This is a genomic window from Pseudoalteromonas ostreae (assembly GCF_018069805.1).
In the GTDB taxonomy this organism is placed as follows: Bacteria; Pseudomonadota; Gammaproteobacteria; order Enterobacterales; family Alteromonadaceae; genus Pseudoalteromonas; species Pseudoalteromonas ostreae.
Window position 1 is genome coordinate 100,440 of the sequence record NZ_JAGPYN010000001.1, and the last position, 21,218, is coordinate 121,657.

The following is a 21,218-nucleotide window of genomic DNA, read 5'->3' on the forward strand; positions in this document are numbered from 1 at the left end:
CAATGATCTATGCAAATCCTGGCAGCGACGGCGCACTTATTAACTTTAAATCTCAGTATGGTAATTACATTGGTGGACAGTGGCTTGAGCCTGTAAATGGTCAATACTTTGATAATATTAGCCCCGTTAACGGTAAAGTATTTTGTAAAGTACCACGCTCAGACAAAGCGGATATTGAACTTGCCCTTGATAAAGCCCACGCTGCAAAAGCTGCTTGGGGTACAACTTCAGTAACGGCTCGTAGCAATATTTTATTAAGAATTGCCGATCGGATAGAGCAAAACCTTGAGCTACTTGCTGTTGCCGAAACGTGGGATAACGGTAAAGCCATTCGTGAAACATTGGCGGCAGATATCCCACTGGCGGCAGATCATTTTCGTTATTTTGCCGGCTGTATTCGCGCCCAAGAGGGCAGTATTGGCGAGATAGACGAAACCACAGTCGCGTATCATTTTCATGAGCCACTGGGCGTTGTTGGGCAAATCATTCCGTGGAACTTCCCAATTCTAATGGCCGCATGGAAACTTGCACCAGCGCTTGCTGCAGGTAACTGTGTGATACTCAAACCGGCAGAACAAACACCAGTATCTATTTTAGTGTTGATGGAAATCATTGGTGATTTACTGCCTGCTGGCGTACTTAATGTCGTGAACGGCTTTGGTAAAGAAGCGGGCGAAGCGCTGGCAACCAGCACGCGTATCGCTAAAATTGCTTTTACTGGCTCGACTCCTGTAGGCTCGCATATTTTAAAATGTGCCGCAGATAACATTATTCCATCCACTGTTGAGCTCGGTGGTAAATCACCGAATATATTCTTTAACGATGTGATGGACAAAGATGATTCATTTTTAAGTAAAGCGATAGAAGGGGCTGTACTTGCCTATTTTAACCAAGGTGAAGTATGTACCTGTCCGTCGCGTTTATTTATTCAAGAAGATATTTACGAGCAGTTTATCGAGCGCATTTTAGAGCGCACATTAAAAATTAAACGCGGTAACCCGCTTGATAGTGAAACCATGGTAGGCGCACAAGCGTCAAAAGCACAGTTTGATAAGATTCTTAGTTATATAGAGATTGGTAAAAACGAAGGCGCACAAGTGCTCGCTGGTGGTAATGTAGAGCAACTAACAGATGAGCTAAATGATGGTTATTACATTCAGCCTACGCTGTTAAAAGGCACGAACGATATGCGGGTATTCCAGGAAGAGATTTTTGGCCCAGTGATTTCAATGTCGACCTTTAAAGACGAAGCCGAAGCACTCGAACTGGCTAATAGCTCTGAATTTGGTCTAGGCGCAGGGGTATGGAGCCGCAACATGAACCGCGCTTATCACTTTGGCCGTAAAATAGAAGCAGGCCGTGTATGGACCAACTGTTACCATATGTACCCTGCACACGCTGCGTTTGGTGGTTATAAAAAATCAGGCATCGGCCGCGAAACCCACAAGCTTGCGCTTGATCATTACCAACAAACTAAAAACTTATTAGTAAGCTACAGCGAAGATCCGCTCGGCTTCTTTTAAATAAAGCGTTTAAGCTTAAAAACAAATAACCAGTTACAATTAATGAAAGCGCTGCATTGTTGCAGCGCTTATATTAGTATGCGTAAAACACCATGTTACAAATTTGGCAAACTACGAAATTACAGAGTTCGTTGTAACTGCTTATTGGTTAACGATCAAGATTCATTACTTTAGTCCATGCCGCAACAAAGTCTTCTACAAACTTTTGCTTTGATGTATCAAAGGCATATACTTCTGCAACTGCACGCAGCTCTGAATTTGAACCAAAGATAAGGTCAACTGAAGTGGCTGTGTACTTTTGCTCACCTGATTGACGATCAAAGCCTTGATAAATCCCCGCATCTGATGACTTTTTCCAAACCGTAGACATATCCAATAAATTAACAAAGAAATCGTTATTTAGAGTGCCTGGCTTGTCAGTAAATACACCGTAGTCAGTGCCTTGATAGTTTGCATCAAGCGAACGTAAGCCGCCTACTAATACCGTCATTTCAGGCACGGTTAGATCAAGTTGATCTGCTTTATCTATTAGCATTTCAGTTGGCGATTTGTAGCTTTTTTCAGCATCAAAGTAGTTTCTAAAGCCATCTGCAGGCAGCTCTAATAAGCTAAATGCATTAACGTCAGTTTGTGCTTGCGTAGCATCGCCACGGCCAGCATTAAACGGTACGTCTACTGTGTAGCCTGCATCTTTCGCTGATTTTTCAATCGCTGTATTACCAGCTAACACAATCAGGTCGGCCAGTGACACTTGGCTTTTGCTAAAGAAACTATCATTAAAGTCGGCTTGAATCGCTTTTAATACGTTAAGTACTTTTGCAGTTTCGGCCGGATTATTGACCGCCCAATCCTTTTGTGGAGCTAACGCAATGCGTGCACCGTTGGCACCACCGCGCATATCAGAGTCACGGTAACTTGCAGCAGATGCCCATGCAACACGTACTAGCTCTGATACGCTAAGACCTGAATCTAAAATGCTGGCTTTAAGCTCTTTTACTGCGCCAGCATCAATGTTTGATTGAGTCTCTGCTGAAATAGGATCTTGCCAAATTAAGTCTTCTTTAGGAACTTCTTTACCTAAGAAGTTACGTGGTGGCCCCATATCTCGGTGAGTCAATTTGTACCATGCTTTAGCAAATGCCAGTTGATACTCTTTAGGGTCATTTAAAAAGCGCTCAGCAATTTTGCGATACTCTGGATCAAATTTTAACGCTAAGTCGGCCGTAGTCATTACCGGTGCGTTAAACTTACCTTTAATATGAGCGTCAGGTACGGCGTTATGTAACGATTCATCCGTTGGGATCCACTGAATGGCACCCGCTGGGCTGCGAGTTTGTTTCCACTCAAAGTTAAGTAGATTGCTAAGGTACAGTGATGACCAGCGAGTAGGAGCTTGTGTCCATGCGCCTTCTAAACCACTTGATACGGTATCTTCAGAGTGGCCTTTACCACATTTGTTTTTCCAGCCTACCCCTTGTTCTTCAATGCCTGCTGCTGCGGGCTCTGCACCCACACAATCTTTAGGTTTGTGCGCACCATGCATTTTACCAAAGGTGTGGCCACCTGCGATAAGTGCAAGAGTTTCCTCGTCGTTCATGGCCATGCGAGAAAACGCCACACGAATATTTTTAGCTGAACCGATTGGATCAGGTACGCCTTTTGGGCCTTCAGGATTTACGTAAATTAAACCCATGTGAGTTGCACCCAATGGACGCTCTAATTTGCCGCTTGCGTCTTCGCGATCGCTGGCAAGCATTTCTACTTCAGGGCCCCAGTAAACCATGTCTGGTTCCCAGTCATCAGTACGGCCGCCGGCAAAACCATAGGTTTCAAACCCCATGTTTTCCAGTGCAACGTTACCGGCTAATACGATTAAATCTGACCATGAAAGTGCTTCTCCGTATTTTTGTTTAATAGGCCAAAGTAGGCGACGCGCTTTATCTAGGCTTACGTTGTCTGGCCAGCTGTTGAGTGGTTCAAAACGTTGTTGACCGCCACCAGCACCACCGCGGCCATCAAGCGTACGGTAAGTACCTGCGCTGTGCCATGTCATACGGATAAAAAATGGCCCATAGTTACCAAAATCCGCCGGCCACCAATCTTGAGATTGGGTAAGTAGGGCATCAATATCACTTTTTACTGTGTCTAAATCTAGGCTATTAAATGCCTTGGCATAATTAAAGTCGGCACCGTAAGGGTTTGAGCGTTCATCATGATCACGCAGAGGTGAAAGGTTAAGTTGATCTGGCCACCAAAACTGGTTTGTTCTGGTTGCGCCTATTTTAGCTTCACCCATGCCAACAGCACCTTGTGGCTTTGACATTTGTGGTTTTTCTTGGCTAAAAGCGGAGCCAGATATAAGTGCCATACTTATAAATCCAACAAGCGCTTTTTTATTGAATGAACGGTTTTTCATTGTCAGCTTCCTTAAAGTTAACGAATTTCGTTATACAAAGCGTATTACTACTTTAAACAGAGATCTCAATCGCTTTAAAAATTATTGAGTTGTAAATTTGTTTGCTCAAGAGAGGCTTAATCAAGCCTGAATAACAAAGCAGTAAAAAGAATATAGCAACGGGCTGAAATGTGTGTGCGAAATAAAGCGATTACTATAATCTATAAACGTGATTGGTTTTGTTTTAGTGATTAGATAAATGGATTGTTTTTACTTAATGCGGAGAGAGTAATACAGATAAAAAAGCCCAGCCAAAGCTGGGCGACTACAAAAAATAAGTACTAGCGCACTTTAATTAATTTACTCGTTATAACACCTGAGGTCATTGAACCTGATACGTTTAATGCGGTGCGTGCCATGTCTATTAATGGCTCAATTGAGATCAGTAACGCAACTATCTCAACCGGTAAGCCCATGGTCGGTAATACAACCAATGCAGCAAACGTTGCGCCACCACCTACTCCGGCAATACCAAAAGAGCTTATAACAACAATGCCAATTAACGGTAAAATAAATTCGAATGTCAGCGGATCAATTCCTACGCTGGGTGCTACCATCATTGCCAGCATGGCTGGGTAAATACCGGCACAGCCATTTTGGCCAATAGTTGCGCCAAAAGAAGCCGATAAGTTAGCTATAGCAGGCGGCACTTTTAGCTGGTTAATTTGTACATCCACATTCATAGGAATGGAGGCTGCTGAACTACGCGAGCTAAATGCAAAGGTCAGTACTGGCCAGATTTTTTCAAAGTAACTCTTAGGGTTCACACCAACTAGGCTAAGTAATAAACCATGAGCAATAAACATTAATAATATAGCGACATAGGAAGCCACAATAAACGCCAGTAAATTAACAATATCATTGCTACTTGAGTTTGCCACAACGCTTGCCATTAACCCTGCGACGCCATAAGGCGTTAGTGCTATTACCATTCTTACTAAGTTCATTACTATGGCTTGTAAGGCGTTAACACCGTTGCGAATTGGATCTGCTAGTTCGCTACGTTCAAGCATCACCTTGCGTGCGGCAATCCCTACAAGGACACCAAAAATAACGACGGCAATGATAGAGGTTGAGCGTTGGTTACTTAAATCAGCAAATGGATTTTCTGGAATAAAGCTCAATAGCATTTGTGGCACACTTAAATCTGCTACATTGGCGGCTTTACCCTCTAGCGTGCTCATTTTGGCTGCCTCACGGGTTCCCGAAACTAAGCCTTCAATACTTAAATTAAAGCCATAGGTTACGGCAATACCAATTAAGGCCGCAATTGCGGTAGTAAAGAGTAAAACAGCAATACTAATGAACGATATTTTGCCCAAAGAGCCTTGGTTCTCTAGTTTCACCACGGCGGCAATCATAAACACCAATACCAATGGCATGATGATCATTTTTAATAGCCCAACATAGCCTTTACCAATAACACTTACCCAGCTTAAAACGTCATTGATAGACTCCGGGGAGTGGGAAAATAAAAATTGTAAAGCTAAACCAAAAGCACTACCAACAACTAAGCCAAATAAAACAGTGCGAGATAAGGTTTTACTTTTTTGCGAAAAAAGATAAATCGCAAACAGCAAACCGACAAATAATGCCAGCATTAATAAAACAGCAAGCGACATAGTATCCTCTTTAAAGCTGTGAATAAGCGCGGCACTTTAGCGTTTTGTATCGGATTACGAAAATACACTTTTGATATGCTATAGAACAAATTGATATGTGCTAATAATATTTGAATATAAAAAATACTATTGCACCCAAATATAACTGTTGAGCTTCTTTTTAAAGGTGCTAATAATGAATGGTAAATTAAGCAATGATAAAAACAGTATGAATGGACTTCTTTGGTCGTTATTTAGATCTTAATAGCGTGTTTATTCGTATCAAAATCTTGTATTCAAAAGAATTTGTCCTAATCGTTTATTAATTAATAGTGAGAACAGAGATGTTGCGATCAGTTGTTGGTTTAATGTTTTTTATTTTTTTAAGTGGGTGTTCGAGCCAATACCCAAATCAGAACTTAGTCGGTAAACAGTTTCCAACTATCAGTGGTGAAAGCTTGGAGCAACAGCAATTTACTATCCCTACAGACTTTAACAATGCACAAACATTACTGTTAATTGGGTATAAACAAGATAGTCAATTTGATATTGATCGCTGGCTTATTGGCTTGGATATGAGTGGCATAAACGTCACTGCTTATGAGTTACCCACAATTCAAGGCATGGTGCCGCGTATGTTTAGTACTTTTATTGATAGCGGTATGAGAAAAGGCATTCCTAAAGAGCTGTGGGGCGGGGTGATCACTATTTATAAAGACGGTGATGCAGTACAAGCGTTCACTGGTAACGAAAATCCGAATAATAGCCGCATCGTATTAATTGATGGTAGCGGTAAGATTATTTACTTTTATGATTGGGGTTTTTCGGTTGCCGCATTAAATGAACTAAAAATGGTGATAGATAAAAAACACTAATACCCTGTAATCACCCAAACATGAGCTGCATGTTTGGGTCATTTATTTTTAACTTAAGCTGCCTCTACCCCGTTATTTTTATCAATCATTTTTGTAGCAAGGGTAGTCACTGTAACCTTGCTCAGTGCCACCATACATGGTGGTTACATCGACTTCATTTAATGGCCATTGATTTTGTATACGCGCTGGTAAATCTGGGTTTGCAATAAAAGGGCGGCCAAAGGCAAATAAATCACCGTAGCCTTTAGCTAACATTGCCACCGCTTTTTCAACGGTGTATTTACCAGCGTAAATAATACGCCCAGAAAATTCAGCTCTGGCTGCCTGATAAAATTGCTCTGGTAAATCAGGGGCATTGTCCCAATCAGCTTCTGCAATTGAGAGGTAGGCAATACCAGCTTGTTCAAGTACTTTAATTGCTTCAATGTAGGTATGATGCGGGTTTGATTCTACTAGCCCTAAATAAACTCGGGTTTCATCAGTACTGCTAAATAATGGCGCAAATCTAACCCCTAAGCGCTCAGGGCCTACTACATCACTTACTGCCGCGACAATTTCTTTTAAAAAGCGTAGGCGATTAGTAAGAGAGCCGCCGTATTCATCATCTCGTTTATTGGTGTGCTCAGAAATAAACTGATTAACTAAATACCCATTAGCACAATGCAGTTCTACGCCATCAAACCCAGCTTCTAGCGCATTACGGGCAGCTTGTGCATACATGCCAACAAGCTCTTTTACTTCATCGGTTGTTAAAGCTTGTGGTTCACTTGGGTTGGCTAAAGCGCCTTGAGCCGGTCCTGTTTCAATAAAGACTTTAACGCTATCAGCTGTTAGAGCTGAGGGAGCAATAGGTTTGGCTTCATGAGGCTGTAAGCTGGTATGTGAAACGCGGCCAACGTGCCAAAGCTGGGCAAAAATAATCCCACCTTCTGCATGTACTGCATCAGTTACTTTTTTCCAACCAGCTATTTGTTGATTAGAATGAATGCCTGGTGTCCAGGCATACCCTTGTCCTCTTGGTTCAATTTGAGTGCCTTCGGTAACCATAAAACCAGCACTAGCACGCTGTGCATAATATGTGGCCATCACCTCGTTGGGGATATTGCCAGGAACTGTGCTGCGTGAGCGTGTAAGTGGCGGCATTACAATACGGTTTTTAAGTGTGTATGGGCCTAAATTGATTGATGAAAATAGACTGTCGATATTTTTACTTGGTTGACTCATTTTAATACCTTTTAAATTAATAATGCTGTTTAGTGCCAATTACAATGCTGGTGAGCATAGGGATTAAAAGGTACAATTTGAAACAATGATTTTTTGTTTAAGATACAATTATGAATGGTATATCTCGGCTTGATATAAAACAATTACGAATATTGAGTGCATTACTTAAACTAAAAAATGTGTCGGATGTGGCGCGCAAAATGGGCTTAACCCAGCAGGCTATTAGTGAGCAGCTGCGAAAATTGCGTGACTTATTTGACGATCGGCTTTTTATTCGCCAAGGCAATACAATGGTTGCAACACCTAAGGCAATTGCACTAGAGAAGCCCGTTAATCAAATATTAATTCAGGTAGAAGCGTTATTAATACCTAAACAATTTACCCCAAGTAGTTACAAGGGCGTATTTACAATAAGTGCGACTGATTACGCTATAGCGGCTCTTTTGCCACAATTATTAGAAATAACAAGACGCGAAGCGCCAGGATTAAAGCTGATTATTCGTGACTTTGCCTCTGATAATGTTAATCAATTAATAAGTGCAGGAGAGCTGGATTTATTAATTAGTTTTCCTGAATTTATCCCTGCAAACTTAATCTATGACACACTATTTGAAGAACAACATATTTGTATTGCAGGTAAAGACACTATGTTTTCTTCATCGACATTGAGCCTTGCTGAAGTGGCGGCACACCCTCAATTAGTGGTTTCAGCGTCACGGGCTAACCTACGAGGCTCTCACGACCAATGGTTTGCTGATAAGGGCTATGCGCGCAATATTGTAATGTCAGTGCCTGGCTTTTCATTTGTCCCCGATTTGCTTTGCAGTACTGACTTAATTGCTTTTTACCCATCGCGTTTACTGCCAAACGCCAAAGTGAAACAGCTTGAAGTTGAATTATTACCACCGCCATTTAAGGTGATTGCTGCATGGCATCCACGTTCAAATAACAGCGATATTCACCAGTGGTTAATAGCACAATTAAAACGGATTTAGTGATTATTTAATGAGTTGACGAATATCGTTCCCTGTCGGTGCCTCATGGGCACGTAACGAAAAGGCGGGTAATATCGCTAAAATATGGTCAAATATATCTGACTGAATATTTTCATACTCACCCCAATTAGTTGTATTGGTAAATGCATAAATTTCAATTGGTAAGCCATTTTTCAAATGATGCTGATTTACTAAGTCAGAGAGTATTTTTTATATAGTCGCGAGGGTTGATGTTATACCAGCGTTTAAAAGCACGATTGAATGAGCTTTGGTCGTTAAAACCCAACATAAATGCAATTGTGTTTAAAGGGTATTGATTAATATAAAGTGATAAACGTCGTTTTCGTTCTGCTTCAAGTAGCGCTGCAAAGGTTTTATGCTCTTGTTTTAAACGACGTTGTAATGTTCTTGGGGTCATATTTAACGCGCTTGCGGTGCGAATTAACGTACACTTTTGTAAATCATTTTTAGCCATTAAGATATTATTAATTTTTCCTGTTAATTGTTGTTGGCTTTTAAACTGGGATAGTTGTTGCTCCGACATTTGTTTTAGCACTAAATTGATTTGCATATTGTCGGTTTTAAATGGCAAAGTTAAGTAACTAGTTGGAAACTCTATCTGGTTATATTGAGCATTGGTTTTTATTGGGCAGTTAAACCAATTTGCTAACATCTGTTGTTCAGTGCTTGAATATACTTTTGAAAAGTAAACGCAGCTAGGCGAAAGTTCAGGGTTCAGTAGTTGGCGTACTACGCTTACCCATGCGGTCATATTACGTAAAATAACGTCAGAGCTACACTGCGGATCGGCGAGCCATTTAACCTTAGCCAGTGTTTGATGCTGTTCAAATTTAGCTTGCCCTATATCAGCCACTAAGCGGTCGTAACTGAGTAGTGCAGTAATGGCACTGGCTAAGTTTGTACTGGATTCAATTAAATACCCTAAAACACCAAAATCAGCAGTGCGTATTTGCTGGCCAAGTTTAAAGCCAAAAAGAGGCTCATTAAGGGCTTCTTTTGCATAATTTAGTAGCGTGTTATAACTGTTTAAGCTAATACGTGGCGCTAATTGTTGTGTTTGTTTATTGGTATACTCGTTAAATTCAATTGCATTTAAAACCTCATGGCTAGCTAAGCCTCTGGCTTCAAGGTAATCCAAACAGCTACAAAAGTAATGATCGGCTAAGGTTTTCATTTGTCGCCTAAAGCTAAAAAATAGTCATCTAATCGCAAGTTTGCCATGCAATATTTTTATATGCTAGAGATCTATAAAAATAATATGGGGCACACAATGATTGAGATAAATGTTAAACATAGTGTGGCAGCAACGCCTGAACAATTACGTACCTTATTATTAGCGCATGCTGATTTAGGGCGCTTTTTTAATGCGCAGTTTAGTGTGTTAACACCGCAAGACTCGGGTGAAATAAGTGGCGGAAAAGGCACCATTAGACAAATAAAAGTGCAAGGTACAACATTTAAAGAGCAAATAATAACCGCTGATAATAGCCACATTTGTTACCGCATTTTAGGGGATAAACCTGTTGCACAGCATCGTGGTGATATTTATTTAAAAGCCAATAATGCTCAGCCATCACTCACCGAGATCAGCTACCACATTCATTGTATTGCGCCTTTGTGGTTACCCGACTTTATACTGGTTTTTTTTATAAAAAAAGATGTTAGCCAAGCACTTAAAAAAATAGCCTGCTATTTTCAGGAGAAACGCCATGAGCATTGAAATTATTTTATTGGCACTGAGCCCTATTTTTTTGCTATTTGTTGGTATTGAGCTTATAAAATTTAGGCGCTATTACGATATAAAAGATAGCTTAGCCAACGCGTTACTTGCTTTATTACATCAAGGAGCTGATGCCATTGCGTTATTATTATTAATGCCGTTTTTTTATTGGTTGTATCAGTTTCGGCTATTTGATATTGAATTGACGCTATTTACTGTATTAGGCGCTTTTTTACTGCAAGACTTTTTATACTATTGGTTTCATCGTGCATCACACCATATTCATTGGTTATGGGCCGCTCATGTAGTGCATCATAGTTCTACTAAAATGAACTTTACCACGGCATTTAGGCAAAGTTTAATGTATCCGCTGGCGGGAATGTGGCTATTTTGGTTGCCGATGATATTAATAGGCTTTGAGCCTGTGATTGTTTTTGCTGTGGTGGCACTTAATTTGGCTTATCAATTTTTTGTACACACGCAAGTGGTAAAAAAGCTCGGTTGGTTTGAAGCATTATTTAATACCCCATCGCATCATCGGGTGCACCACGCTATAAATAATGGCTACTTAGATAAAAACTTCGCTGGTGTTTTAATTATTTGGGATAAATTATTTGGCACTTACGTCGAAGAAAATGAAAACAAGCCTTGTAAATACGGCATTATTGGTCAACTAAACAGTAATAACCCGATTAAAATTACCTTTCATCAGTGGCAGTATTTATTTAAAAGTACCTACCAAGCTAAAGGGTTAAAAGCCAAGTTAAACGTGCTGTTTGGCTACCCAACAAGCTCCGTAAAACCCAGTGATTAAAAGTAATATTGAATGGCTAGTTTAGCCGACGTACTGCTTGTATACCATCGCTGGTTTTTTAGCTCTGTGCGTATAGATAAATTTCGCGACAAAGCGTAATTCCATTTTAATGTTAGATCAGCGTGATTATCTACGTCTGCATCGACAAGCCATATTATATTTGTTGTAAGGGCAAGCTTATGACTATTATTGATTTGCCAAATAACACCAGCTTCTGTGCCAACCCCCGTTGTTAACTTATCCGTTATATCGCCATTGTTAAACTCAACTTGTGCTAATAAATAGCCATGAAGGGTGTTTGGGTTGCCGATTGATTTTCCATAGCCACCTTTAGTAAACCAGCGGCCTTGCTGAAAGTCATTATTTGGCTGTCGATCAAAGCCCATTTTAAGGTTCCATGACCAGCTATCAAAAATCCGGTTATCGGGTGCAAGTGACATTGCATCTAATAGATAAAAATGTTCTAGCTGAGTGTTACCGTTGTCTTTTATAGCGCCTTCAATATCAAAAAAGCTAATTTGAGCACCAGGAATAAACCCAGCAGAGGTATCTAGTAAGTCATGGTATGCGAGGCGATATGCAAAACTTGTTAAATCACTTTGTTGATTATAATGGGTTCTTGCTAGCGTTATTTTAGAAGAACCATGACCTTGCTCTGGAGAGGCCGCAGGTCGACTTGGTTTGCTAAATGGCGAAGCTATTTTATATTTGCTACGCATGAGGAGTAACTTAGCAAGTCGAGGGGCAATTTCTTCACGGTTTAAATTTTTATCGTAAAACTCAAAATTTAACCACTCATAGGCCATTTCTAATATAGCGACCAATTGTGATTCGCAATAGTTACGGGTATTGAGTGATCCACCTTGCATAAGGGCTCTTGCGTCACTAAGTTGCTCGTCAGTCATTTGAGTAGAATAATGATACAGTTTAGTACCAAACGCAGGACGATAATTAGGTGTTTGTAACAAGTTATTATTTCTAAGTACCGCAACGGTATCAGATGGAATGGCTTGTAAGTCAAATGAGGATGTTAAATTGAGATCGTCTTTTGCAAGTTGTAATAATGCGAGCAGCTGATAAGAGCAGTTTTCATCTACAAAAAAGTAATCAAATGTGGCTAATTGTAGCTCCCATAGGTGTAATAAAATAAGCTTAACTTGCTCCTCGGATAAATTAAGTTTGTATTCCCAAATATCACGAGATTCTAAATCATTATACTCGCGTACTTTTTTATAATACGGCATCAGTGAAAATTTGCCCGGATAGCTACCAATTAAGCCTTTTAATGCATACATTGCAGCATTATCAGAACCATCTGGCTCTGCTGCAAAATTAACGGCAAATGCGAGTAATTCTTTATGCCGAGTTTGATCCTTTGCATCAATACGTAACAAGGTATGGCCAAACATTGATGATGGACTATTCATAAATGCAGTTGGAAAGACTAAAGTAACGCCCTTAGGGTTTATAATTTTTTGCCAAGCTTGTAGCTCTGGGCAATTAAGTTCTGGCCAGTTATTTTTTATTTTTGTTTTAAGCCACGTGTAACGTGCAGGAAATTGGCACCGAGTTTGTTGTGTTTGTTGAGGGAGACTATTATCGCCATTAAATGCGTTAATAGTGGTATTGAGCTCATCCTTTGGGCTTACTTTTCCTTTAGGGGATAAAAAAAACTTAACACTGTCTACTTCACTTTTCCAACCACCTAACGTCGTCGGGCGATAGTGACCCAGTTTAAGCCAGTATGGATCTGTTGCTAATGTATTAATTTCAATACTTTTAGCGTTTGAGTAAGCACTGAACAGTGCAATTAGTAAAACAAATAATATTTTTTTCATAATCACTAATAAAAGCCGCTAGAGATAAACCCCAGCGGCTTTATTTATACGTATAAAAACCGGCTAATTTAGCTGATTAAGAAAGAGTATAAGAAGCAAGTTTTGCATCACTTGCAATTACAGTGTTTAGGTTTTCTAAAACTGTTTGTGAAGTCACATTTTCAGAAGTGAATACTGCAGAATACTGTGCTTGAGCTAGCGCATTAAACGCTGCTTTATCTTGATCTGCAACGCCCCAAGCTTCAGCTAGAGTAGCTAAAGTTTCGCCTTCACCTTTTGACATATCACGAGCAAGTTGCTCCATGTTACCGTCGATGAATAAAGCAATTTTTTCTGAAGAGGTTACTGTACCAGTACCATCACAACCTAGAGTACCAAAAGTGATACCAAAAGTTTGGTTACCTGATGTACCGTTAGTTGTAGCGCCTAAAATTTTCACGCCTTTACCTTGCTGACCAGCAAATAACATTGAACCAAGACCACAACCAATATCTTGGTCAGCCATTGCATTTGAGAAAGGAAGTAAAGATAGAGCTGCTACTGCGATTAGTTTTTTCATGTCCATAAATCCGTATATGATTATTCTTTATTTAGGGCAAATAAAGTTCGCGGAGGATATTAACAGATACACGTAAAAAATAACAAGGCTAGATATGAAATTATTATAGCGTAGGCGGTTTAGGGTTATTAATAGTTTTATATTTATATTAGTTATTAAACGACAAAGAGCGAACGGATTGCTCTTTATTAGAATACTTTTATTTAGCGGTTGTGAGCGCAGCGCTAGTAGCAGAAATAGTAGAAATTCCCCAGTAGTGTATTGGTTTTAGCTTTGGTGGTATGCAATTAATTACTAAAAGTAATGCTGTTAATGTTATATAAATTGCAGTTTATGTATAATACAGCATATTTCATATGTTAAAAGTTATTAGTAAAGGTAATTTATGTCCAACTGTTTGCACTTGGCAGTTCCTGCTGGTGATCTCGAAAAAGCGAAAACATTTTATTGCGGCGTACTTGGCTGTAAAACGGGCAATAGTGAAGCAGGGCGATGGGTAGACATTGATTTTTGGGGTAACGAGTTAACGCTTCATCAAAGCGTAGAGCGCTTACCAACTGTTCGTCATGATGTAGATATGGGCGCGGTGGCAGTTCCTCACTTTGGCATTCACTTATCAGAAGATCAATTTCAAGCATTAAAAAAGCGTATTGCAGACGCAGGTCTTGAATATTTAGATAAGCCATACCGTCGTTTTGTTGGCAATGAATTTGAACAAGAAACGTTTTTTATTGAAGATCCAAACGGCAATGTTTTAGAAATGAAAACCATGGTTAACCCACAGGTACTATTTAAAAAAAATTAATATAGCTGAGCTAGCCATGTTTGCTAGCTCATGCTTATAAATTAACTTTACATTTGTGCTGATAATTGAAATTAATGACCTAGTTACTTTGGTGACTAAGAGCATAAAACACCTCTTTTATTGCGTGACTTAGTGATTGAAGGTGCGTTTTACATTGCTCTTTATCTAATGCATGCGATGAGAATTCTAATTGTTGTAAACAGTAGGAACAGCGTTCTGCACCCACTGCTGTTGCAGATGTTTTAAGGTAATGAGCTTCATTTCTCAGTTCGTTAAAAGCACTTTGTTGATAATAGTCTGCTAGCTTTTTTAGGCTAGTTTTGGCTTGTTGTAAAAATTGCTGATAAAAAGAGTCAATTTCATGACTGTTATCACCGATCAATTGTTTTATTGTGTCTTTATTAATTATTTGTAGTTGTTCAGTTTTCATACCATTTCTCAATTGTTAGTTTAAATTTATCTAAGGTAATTGGTTTGCTAATAAAATCAGACATACCAATAGATAAACAATGTTCATGATCACCTTTCATAGCTGCTCCTGTGACAGCAATAATAGGGATATGAGAGGTATCTTGTTGCCCTTCTCTTGCTCTAATTTGCTTGGTCATGGCAAAGCCATCCATAACAGGCATATGGCAGTCGGTTAAAATTAAAGCGTAATGACCTATTTGCCACATTTTCAGTCCTTGTGCACCATCGTTTGCTAATTCACATTGATATCCAAGCTTAGCAAGCTGTTTAAGCATTAACTTTTGGTTAAATGGGTTGTCTTCAACTAACAAAATTGGGCGGCTATTTTCAGAAATATTGTCATAATTTACCGCATCGTCGTTGTCTAGGTTAAGGTCAAAGTCTGCTGCTTGAATATTATATGGCTGTTGGTTAGCTAAAAGAGATAGGCACTTTTTTATATTAAAGAATGTTACTGTTGCAATCTCTAAGCTGGGGGTATTTGTTAATAGTTGTTTTAAATTTTTCTGGATAGTGTGTTCATAAAGAATTAGTTGGTCATTATTTGGTAGGGCGGCAGGTTTTATTAATTGGATGTCATGCAAAGATGTTATGACGAAGATTGATAGATGCTCAGAGCTACTATCAACAGCATCACCGATATGGCAAAAAGTAATAGTTTTTATATAGAATGCAAGTTTTTCGCTAATGATAGTCGTTTGCAGTTCATTGTTTTTATTGTGGTATAAGGTTGCGGCCTCGAATAAATACTCGGCTTCACGAGTTTTGAAATTCCATGTAGGTACACCGACCTTAAACTCACTGCCTAGGCCAAGCTCGCTGGTAACTAAAATTTCTCCTCCCATTAAGTCTATGAGTCGCCCGCAAATAGCCAATCCTAGCCCCGTGCCTCCAAAGCGTCGTGTAGTGCTCTTGTCGGCTTGAGTGAATGGTGTAAACAATTTCTTTTGGGTGTCTTTATCTATGCCAATACCATTATCGACAACTTTCATGATAAGCTTGCTAACTAGCTGATTAATTTGAACGCATTCCACATGAATTATCACTTTCCCTATTTTATTTTTACAATTTCCAGTGAACTTAATCGCATTACTGACCAAATTAAAAAGTATTTGTCGGATCCGGTTACCATCGCCATTAATCTGCGCTGGTAGACTGGAGGTCTCAGCAATAGTTAATACAAGTCCTTTTTGATGCGCAATGGGGGCACAAAGAATAGCGATATTATGAAGTGTTTCAGAAATGTCAAAATCGTAGCAGTCTAGCTCTAACTTACCGGCTTCAATTTTATTGATGTCCAGAATATCATTTAAAATTGATACCAGATTATTTGCAGCAATAGCGGCAGTATCAAGTAAATCTTGTTCTTCAAAGCTATTATTCTGCAGTGCTAGGAGGTCGAGTGCGCCAATAATCGCATTCATTGGCGTGCGTAACTCATGGCTCATCATAGATAAGAATTCAGATTTTGATTGGCTGGCCATCTCGGCATGCTTTACAGCTTGGTGCAATTCTTTAGTTCGAGATTTGACTTCTGCCTCAAGTTGTAAATTTGATTCTTGCAAACGCATTCTAGCTTCATATACTGAGGAATGATCAATTATTACACCATCAATACACACCGCTTGAGAAACTGTGCTATTGCGCACTACACCTTTAGCATAAATATAAACTAAGCTCTGATCTTTGAGAATATAACGGTACTCACGTTCAAAATTGCTGCCAGTTTCTGCACAATGTTGAAGTGCTGAAACAACGTCATCAACATCAAGTGGGTGAATAGTGCAAGTCCAATCATTGAGGTTCATATTATCTGTAGGAATGACTTTGTCTAACATTTCAGCTGTTTGCTGATCCCAAGAGAATGACCAGCCAGTTGCAGTTAAAATCGCTTGCCAAGTACCAATTCGGCCCGCTTTAAGAGCTAATTCACGGCTTTTATCAAATTGATGATCGTAATCATTGTTAGTATTTGGTGTGGGGGCAGAGTCTGTTACAAGTAGCAACTGTGTGGTTTGCTGGTATGGTAACATTAAAAAAGTTAATCGCTGCTTTAATGTGGTGGCGGTAAAACTGTTACTTATATCGCTATTAAATAGTTCGTCACATTGAGGTGAAGAAAAGGTCAAAAAATTTTCTATATGCTGATTTTTAAGTGAGCTTGATTTACCGGTTAAGAGTATGGAGGCGGCTTTGTTATGAGCTAAAATAATAAATTCATGAGTGACAATTAAAGCCGCCGTGCTGGTTAGTTCTAGCTCCATGTTTGTACCTACCGTTTGAGTATTATTAGTTGTTAAAAATGCTCTGAAAAGTTAACTCAAGAACATTTCTCGATTGCTTTTAAAATAGAAAGTTTAGTTGAGGGTTTAGTGATGTAGGCGGCTAATCCTAAACTTGCCCATTTTTTTATTAAATCTTTATTTTTATTACTGGTCAACGCGATGATAGGTACTTCTTTACAGTTAGGTATATTGCGGATATTCCGAGTGGTATTGTAGCCATCCAAATCAGGCATGAAAAGGTCCATAAAAACTAAATCATATTTTTCTTTACGTAATATTTTTATAGCTTCAAGTCCGGTTGCGACACAGTTAACGTGATAGCCCTCATCAATTAAAATTTGACCAATGATATTGCGGTAAATGTCGTTATCTTCGACAACCATAATTTTTGATTGTATTTTTTGTAGTGGCTGTTCTTGGCTAGGTTCCAAATTTATTTCGTTTAGTGGTGGTGCTAAATTACGGTGGTTAGGTGCAGTGCTTTGTTTTAATAGTTCAGATGTATGTGAAAGTGAATGCTGTTTATCTTTAAGCTTATCTATCAATTCAGTAACAGAGGAGTTGAGTTGGGACTCTAATTCGTTAAGTAATGGCGCGATATACTTTTCTCTAAGTTCATCAATCAGCGCTGTTTGGGCTTCATTGATTCCTTGTTGTTTGGCTAAATCACTTCTAACGGAGTGTAATTTTTGTTTAGTGCTGTTTTGATATTGCGCTGCGTCATCAAGTAATTGTTTAACATCAGCATCAATATGGCCAAAATGTTCATCCGTTAGATTTTTGATATCATTGTTTTTTTTACTATTTACTAAGGCATTATTTAAAATCATTCGCAGCCGATAGTTTTCATACATGGGCTTATAAACAAAGTAATCGTTGAAAATACCCTTCATACAACAGCGAAAAGCGATACCAGACTCTTTATTTTCACACAATAAAATATTTTCATGGGGGTAATCAAGGAGACTTTGTTTTGCTAGTTTACTGTATAATTCAATGCTACGTTTGACGTTTGACATGGCAATAATAATTACTAAAGGCAGTGAGTCAACTAATATTTTTTGTATCTCTTCAAAATGATTAAGTGTCCTAAAAGCATCGACTTGTGATGAAATTAACTCAGCCACACCACTTAAATCCTCTACTTTATCACAAAGTAAAATAACTTTAGGGTGACGTTCAACATGTTCTATTTCTTTACTCATTGGCTATTACCTTCATGTTTTACTGTATCAGCATTTAGGCGTTCAATTATTTGAGACTCATAAAATAGTAGTCGCTTTTTATAACTTGTACTAAATTTTATTAAACATGCTAGCGGGCACTTTTATTGTTGCTACTATTTATTGAGAGGCAACTTATGGTGCGTGCTAAGTCCTTAAATTTATTAATACTAGACTCCCTTTACTGGTTAATTGTTTAACCCATTTAGGCTATTAATACAGTGTTTATAAGTCCCAAAAAATGCTTTTGTGTTTTGGTATATGATGGCGATTTGCATAAAGGAGATTAAAGCTATATTCGTCAATGTGAAACGTGACATATTCCTGAGTATGTGTTGGCTGATGAAGTATAAAGGCAGGGTTAAATCGTAATACTAAAAAGCCCAGTATGATTACTGGGCTTTGTTTATTATTTATCGGTTAAAAGCTATAGCTCATAGATACCCAAAAACTACGTGCTTTTTGTGTGGTGTTATAATCTGAGGTACATTCATATTCTTCTTGTGATGTGACTAACAAACAAGTGCGGCTTGATAAGTCGTCATCCAGCAGATTATTAATACGGGCATTTAATGCTAGGCTATCATTAATTTTATAACTCGCAGCCAGATGATATAAATCATAGGCTTTGTAGTAGAGCTTTTGTGTTTCAGGGCCTTGTGGGCCAGACACATTAGCAGTCCCTCGATAACGATCACTGCGGATTTCAGAAATAAGTGAAACACTTAAATCATCTAATGGTTGCCATGCAAGCGTTAAGTTATACATATTTTTAGGTGTATTAACGAGCGGTAAGCCTTCATCACGGCCACTTTTTACTTCGCTGTCGGTGTAAGTAAAGTTACCGCGCAGTGCTAAGCGGTCGATAATTTGCCAGTTAGCAGCTACTTCAACACCACGAGTTGCTGATTTATCAACGTTAGCTGCTTGTCTGAACGAGGTGCTGCCAATGCCAGCCCAACCTGCGCCAATCTCAACGCAAGGTTCGTCACTAATGGCCACTTCACAGTTTGGTAAGTTATCTTGGTTAATGATTTTGTCTTTAAAATCATTGTAAAACACCGTTACATTACCGCTGAAACTATCACTGCCATTAAAGTAAGCGGCCATTTCGTAGTTTACACTGGTCTCTGGCTGTAAGTCTGGTGTGCCCACGAAAGGGCGCGTACCTTGGCCACCAAAACCGGTGATCCCTGGGAATAACTGGTTTGGCTCTGGGGTTTTATAACCTGTGCTAACACCACCTTTAAACGTCCATTCATCGGCAGGAGAATAGGCTAAATATGCACGAGGACTAACTTGTGAGCCAAAAATATTATGGTGATCATAACGAGCGCCGAAAGTCGCAGTTAGATCAGGAGTTATTTCCCAGTTATCTTCTGCGAAAATAGCGGTTTGGCGGTGGCTTTGAGTTGTCCCTTCACGGAAACCATCTCCGTACATACCAAATACACCATCTTCCATTTCGGCATCAAAATATTGTGCGCCAACTACAAAGTAGTGGTTATCAATATTTGATTCAAACTTAGTATCAATAATTAAGTTATCAAGTTTGAGTGTCCGCATTGGACGAGGTAAAAAAGCCGTATCAAGTTGCGCGTAAATTGCATCTGTTAATTTTGGTTTTTTGCTGCCTTGATCTTGCACAGCCTGATCCCAAATGGCTTGCACACCTAGACGCTCTTGTACATTAAGCGGTAATGAACGGCCAAAGTTTTCGCTGCTACTTTGAGTGATGCTGCTGGTAAGCGTGCCAGCGTCATAGCGCCCAACATGGGCGAGTACAAATTGTTCACGCTCAACACGTTGATAAGGAGTATACCCTACGCGAGGTTGGACAATACCATCACGAACACGCCATAAACTGACTGGGCTGTCTAACGTACCGGTTTGACCTTCGGTGTTATCGTAGCGCTGTTTGGCTACATCGTACTCAAAGGTAATTTCGTTTTGTTTATTTATTAGGTAGTTTATTGTTGCGCCCGCATTCCAGTTACGTGCTGCAACAATTTTTTTATCGCCAAAGCTGCCGTCATCAACCCAGATGCTGCCATCTGGTAGTGGTAAATTTTCACTGTAGGTAGGCTTACTTTCTTGGCGGTCATAGAAGCTACCACGAATACCATATGTTAACCCTTCAATGCCGCTTGGACCGGTTAAATATAGGTCGATTTTGTTATCGTTACCGTACTGGTCGTCAGTTTGAATATTGCTGCTTACAGTCACGCTACCATGTGTGGTATCAAGGTTTTTACGAGTGATGATATTAATAACACCACCAATGGCATCTGCACCGTATAACGTAGACATGGGCCCACGTACAACCTCAATGCGTTCAATTGCTTCAAGTGGTGGCATATACATAAATTGGCTATTGCCAAAATTATTTGGTCCGATGTTACCTACATCACTTTGACGACGGCCATCAATTAACACTAAGGTGTAGCTAGCAGGTAGGCCACGCATAGTAATGCTGATATTGCCGTTTTTATCTTGTCCTTCTCCTACATCGATACCTTCGATATCACGAAGTGCATCTGCAAGACTATTAAATGGCTTATTTTGAAGATCTTCGCGAGAAACAACCGAGACACTCGCAGGGGCATCAATTAATTTTTGTTCGTAACCAGATGCGGTAACAACCATAACTTCCATATTTTCAGCGCTGTTATCATCAGCAATAAGTGGTGTAGATGTTAATAATGCACTGATCAGCGAGGCCAAATAAAGTGGGCGGGATTTCATTGTACTTCCTTCATGAAAAGAATAAAGATTATAAATCTAATTAGCAACCGAGGTCGGCATGATA

The 21,218-nt window shown here is 39.4% G+C and carries 16 protein-coding genes and 1 pseudogene; 6 read left to right on the plus strand and 11 right to left on the minus strand.

Going from position 1 to position 21,218, the window contains the following annotated elements:
• Nucleotides 1–2 precede the first annotated feature (2 nt).
• Nucleotides 3–1,523 (plus strand): acetaldehyde dehydrogenase ExaC, encoded by a 1,521-nt coding sequence (gene exaC / locus J7338_RS00420; RefSeq protein ID WP_210794549.1) that lies wholly within the window; start codon nucleotides 3–5, stop codon nucleotides 1,521–1,523.
• 148 nt (nucleotides 1,524–1,671) lie between these two features.
• Here exaC and katG read toward each other — a convergent pair whose 3' ends face one another.
• Complete coding sequence (katG, locus tag J7338_RS00425) at nucleotides 1,672–3,939, minus strand: catalase/peroxidase HPI (protein WP_210794552.1); 2,268 nt, start codon at nucleotides 3,937–3,939, stop codon at nucleotides 1,672–1,674.
• A gap of 320 nt (nucleotides 3,940–4,259) precedes the next feature.
• On the minus strand, nucleotides 4,260–5,600 hold the full coding sequence (locus J7338_RS00430) for an L-cystine transporter (protein WP_210794554.1): 1,341 nt from the start codon (nucleotides 5,598–5,600) through the stop codon (nucleotides 4,260–4,262).
• A 323-nt stretch (nucleotides 5,601–5,923) separates the two neighbouring features.
• Between J7338_RS00430 and J7338_RS00435 the strand changes: the two genes are divergently transcribed.
• Complete coding sequence (locus J7338_RS00435) at nucleotides 5,924–6,454, plus strand: hypothetical protein (protein WP_210794557.1); 531 nt, start codon at nucleotides 5,924–5,926, stop codon at nucleotides 6,452–6,454.
• 81 nt (nucleotides 6,455–6,535) lie between these two features.
• On the opposite strand, the gene J7338_RS00440 is transcribed toward J7338_RS00435, so the two are convergent.
• Nucleotides 6,536–7,678: an alkene reductase gene (locus J7338_RS00440; RefSeq protein ID WP_210794559.1), complete on the minus strand. Its 1,143-nt coding sequence runs from the start codon at nucleotides 7,676–7,678 to the stop codon at nucleotides 6,536–6,538.
• Nucleotides 7,679–7,788: 110 nt separating this feature from the next.
• On the opposite strand from J7338_RS00440, the gene J7338_RS00445 reads away from it, so the two are divergent.
• Entirely contained in the window at nucleotides 7,789–8,673 is an 885-nt protein-coding gene (locus J7338_RS00445; protein ID WP_210794561.1) for a LysR family transcriptional regulator, read from the plus strand.
• Between the two features lie 3 nt (nucleotides 8,674–8,676).
• Here the strand turns inward: J7338_RS00445 and J7338_RS00450 are convergent.
• Together J7338_RS00450 and J7338_RS00455 are read right to left on the minus strand one after the other, a co-directional pair.
• Nucleotides 8,677–8,841: pseudogene (locus J7338_RS00450) on the minus strand (miniconductance mechanosensitive channel); the annotation flags it as partial.
• Between the two features lie 28 nt (nucleotides 8,842–8,869).
• On the minus strand, nucleotides 8,870–9,868 hold the full coding sequence (locus J7338_RS00455) for an AraC family transcriptional regulator (protein WP_210794563.1): 999 nt from the start codon (nucleotides 9,866–9,868) through the stop codon (nucleotides 8,870–8,872).
• 96 nt (nucleotides 9,869–9,964) lie between these two features.
• On the opposite strand from J7338_RS00455, the gene J7338_RS00460 reads away from it, so the two are divergent.
• Both J7338_RS00460 and J7338_RS00465 read left to right on the plus strand, forming a co-directional pair.
• Entirely contained in the window at nucleotides 9,965–10,414 is a 450-nt protein-coding gene (locus J7338_RS00460) for an SRPBCC family protein (protein WP_210794565.1), read from the plus strand.
• Nucleotides 10,404–11,228 carry a sterol desaturase family protein gene (locus J7338_RS00465; protein ID WP_210794567.1) on the plus strand — a complete coding sequence of 275 codons (825 nt, stop codon included), beginning with the start codon at nucleotides 10,404–10,406 and terminating at the stop codon, nucleotides 11,226–11,228. Before J7338_RS00460 ends, J7338_RS00465 begins: the two co-directional genes overlap by 11 nt.
• Here the strand turns inward: J7338_RS00465 and J7338_RS00470 are convergent.
• Both J7338_RS00470 and J7338_RS00475 read right to left on the minus strand, forming a co-directional pair.
• The gene (locus J7338_RS00470) at nucleotides 11,225–13,066 is read right to left on the minus strand and encodes an Lnb N-terminal periplasmic domain-containing protein (RefSeq protein WP_210794569.1); all 1,842 of its coding nucleotides are present in this window, start codon (nucleotides 13,064–13,066) and stop codon (nucleotides 11,225–11,227) included. The two genes, J7338_RS00465 and J7338_RS00470, sit on opposite strands and share 4 nt — an antisense overlap.
• Before the next feature lie 76 nt (nucleotides 13,067–13,142).
• Nucleotides 13,143–13,625: a DUF3015 domain-containing protein gene (locus J7338_RS00475; protein WP_210794571.1), complete on the minus strand. Its 483-nt coding sequence runs from the start codon at nucleotides 13,623–13,625 to the stop codon at nucleotides 13,143–13,145.
• Nucleotides 13,626–14,010: 385 nt separating this feature from the next.
• On the opposite strand from J7338_RS00475, the gene J7338_RS00480 reads away from it, so the two are divergent.
• Entirely contained in the window at nucleotides 14,011–14,430 is a 420-nt protein-coding gene (locus J7338_RS00480; RefSeq protein ID WP_210794573.1) for a VOC family protein, read from the plus strand.
• A gap of 79 nt (nucleotides 14,431–14,509) precedes the next feature.
• On the opposite strand, the gene J7338_RS00485 is transcribed toward J7338_RS00480, so the two are convergent.
• The 4 genes from J7338_RS00485 to J7338_RS00500 form a co-directional block, all read right to left on the minus strand.
• Complete coding sequence (locus J7338_RS00485) at nucleotides 14,510–14,860, minus strand: Hpt domain-containing protein (RefSeq protein ID WP_210794575.1); 351 nt, start codon at nucleotides 14,858–14,860, stop codon at nucleotides 14,510–14,512.
• On the minus strand, nucleotides 14,850–17,165 hold the full coding sequence (locus tag J7338_RS00490; RefSeq protein WP_210794576.1) for a PAS domain-containing hybrid sensor histidine kinase/response regulator: 2,316 nt from the start codon (nucleotides 17,163–17,165) through the stop codon (nucleotides 14,850–14,852). The genes J7338_RS00485 and J7338_RS00490 overlap by 11 nt, the downstream gene beginning before the upstream one ends.
• A 56-nt stretch (nucleotides 17,166–17,221) precedes the next feature.
• Nucleotides 17,222–18,391 carry a response regulator gene (locus tag J7338_RS00495; protein ID WP_210794578.1) on the minus strand — a complete coding sequence of 390 codons (1,170 nt, stop codon included), beginning with the start codon at nucleotides 18,389–18,391 and terminating at the stop codon, nucleotides 17,222–17,224.
• Between the two features lie 438 nt (nucleotides 18,392–18,829).
• Nucleotides 18,830–21,154 (minus strand): TonB-dependent receptor domain-containing protein, encoded by a 2,325-nt coding sequence (locus J7338_RS00500; protein ID WP_210794580.1) that lies wholly within the window; start codon nucleotides 21,152–21,154, stop codon nucleotides 18,830–18,832.
• Nucleotides 21,155–21,218: the final 64 nt, after the last annotated feature.

Coding starts and splice junctions, on each gene's coding strand:
- J7338_RS00475 (WP_210794571.1), bottom strand. CDS start 13,625: ATGAAAAAACTAATCGCAGTAGCAGCTCTATCTTTACTTCCTTTCTCA.
- J7338_RS00470 (WP_210794569.1), bottom strand. CDS start 13,066: ATGAAAAAAATATTATTTGTTTTACTAATTGCACTGTTCAGTGCTTAC.
- J7338_RS00485 (WP_210794575.1), bottom strand. CDS start 14,860: ATGAAAACTGAACAACTACAAATAATTAATAAAGACACAATAAAACAA.
- J7338_RS00480 (WP_210794573.1), top strand. CDS start 14,011: ATGTCCAACTGTTTGCACTTGGCAGTTCCTGCTGGTGATCTCGAAAAA.
- J7338_RS00465 (WP_210794567.1), top strand. CDS start 10,404: ATGAGCATTGAAATTATTTTATTGGCACTGAGCCCTATTTTTTTGCTA.
- J7338_RS00490 (WP_210794576.1), bottom strand. CDS start 17,165: ATGGAGCTAGAACTAACCAGCACGGCGGCTTTAATTGTCACTCATGAA.
- J7338_RS00435 (WP_210794557.1), top strand. CDS start 5,924: ATGTTGCGATCAGTTGTTGGTTTAATGTTTTTTATTTTTTTAAGTGGG.
- J7338_RS00430 (WP_210794554.1), bottom strand. CDS start 5,600: ATGTCGCTTGCTGTTTTATTAATGCTGGCATTATTTGTCGGTTTGCTG.
- exaC (WP_210794549.1), top strand. CDS start 3: ATGATCTATGCAAATCCTGGCAGCGACGGCGCACTTATTAACTTTAAA.
- J7338_RS00440 (WP_210794559.1), bottom strand. CDS start 7,678: ATGAGTCAACCAAGTAAAAATATCGACAGTCTATTTTCATCAATCAAT.
- J7338_RS00445 (WP_210794561.1), top strand. CDS start 7,789: ATGAATGGTATATCTCGGCTTGATATAAAACAATTACGAATATTGAGT.
- J7338_RS00460 (WP_210794565.1), top strand. CDS start 9,965: ATGATTGAGATAAATGTTAAACATAGTGTGGCAGCAACGCCTGAACAA.
- J7338_RS00455 (WP_210794563.1), bottom strand. CDS start 9,868: ATGAAAACCTTAGCCGATCATTACTTTTGTAGCTGTTTGGATTACCTT.
- katG (WP_210794552.1), bottom strand. CDS start 3,939: ATGAAAAACCGTTCATTCAATAAAAAAGCGCTTGTTGGATTTATAAGT.
- J7338_RS00500 (WP_210794580.1), bottom strand. CDS start 21,154: ATGAAATCCCGCCCACTTTATTTGGCCTCGCTGATCAGTGCATTATTA.
- J7338_RS00495 (WP_210794578.1), bottom strand. CDS start 18,391: ATGAGTAAAGAAATAGAACATGTTGAACGTCACCCTAAAGTTATTTTA.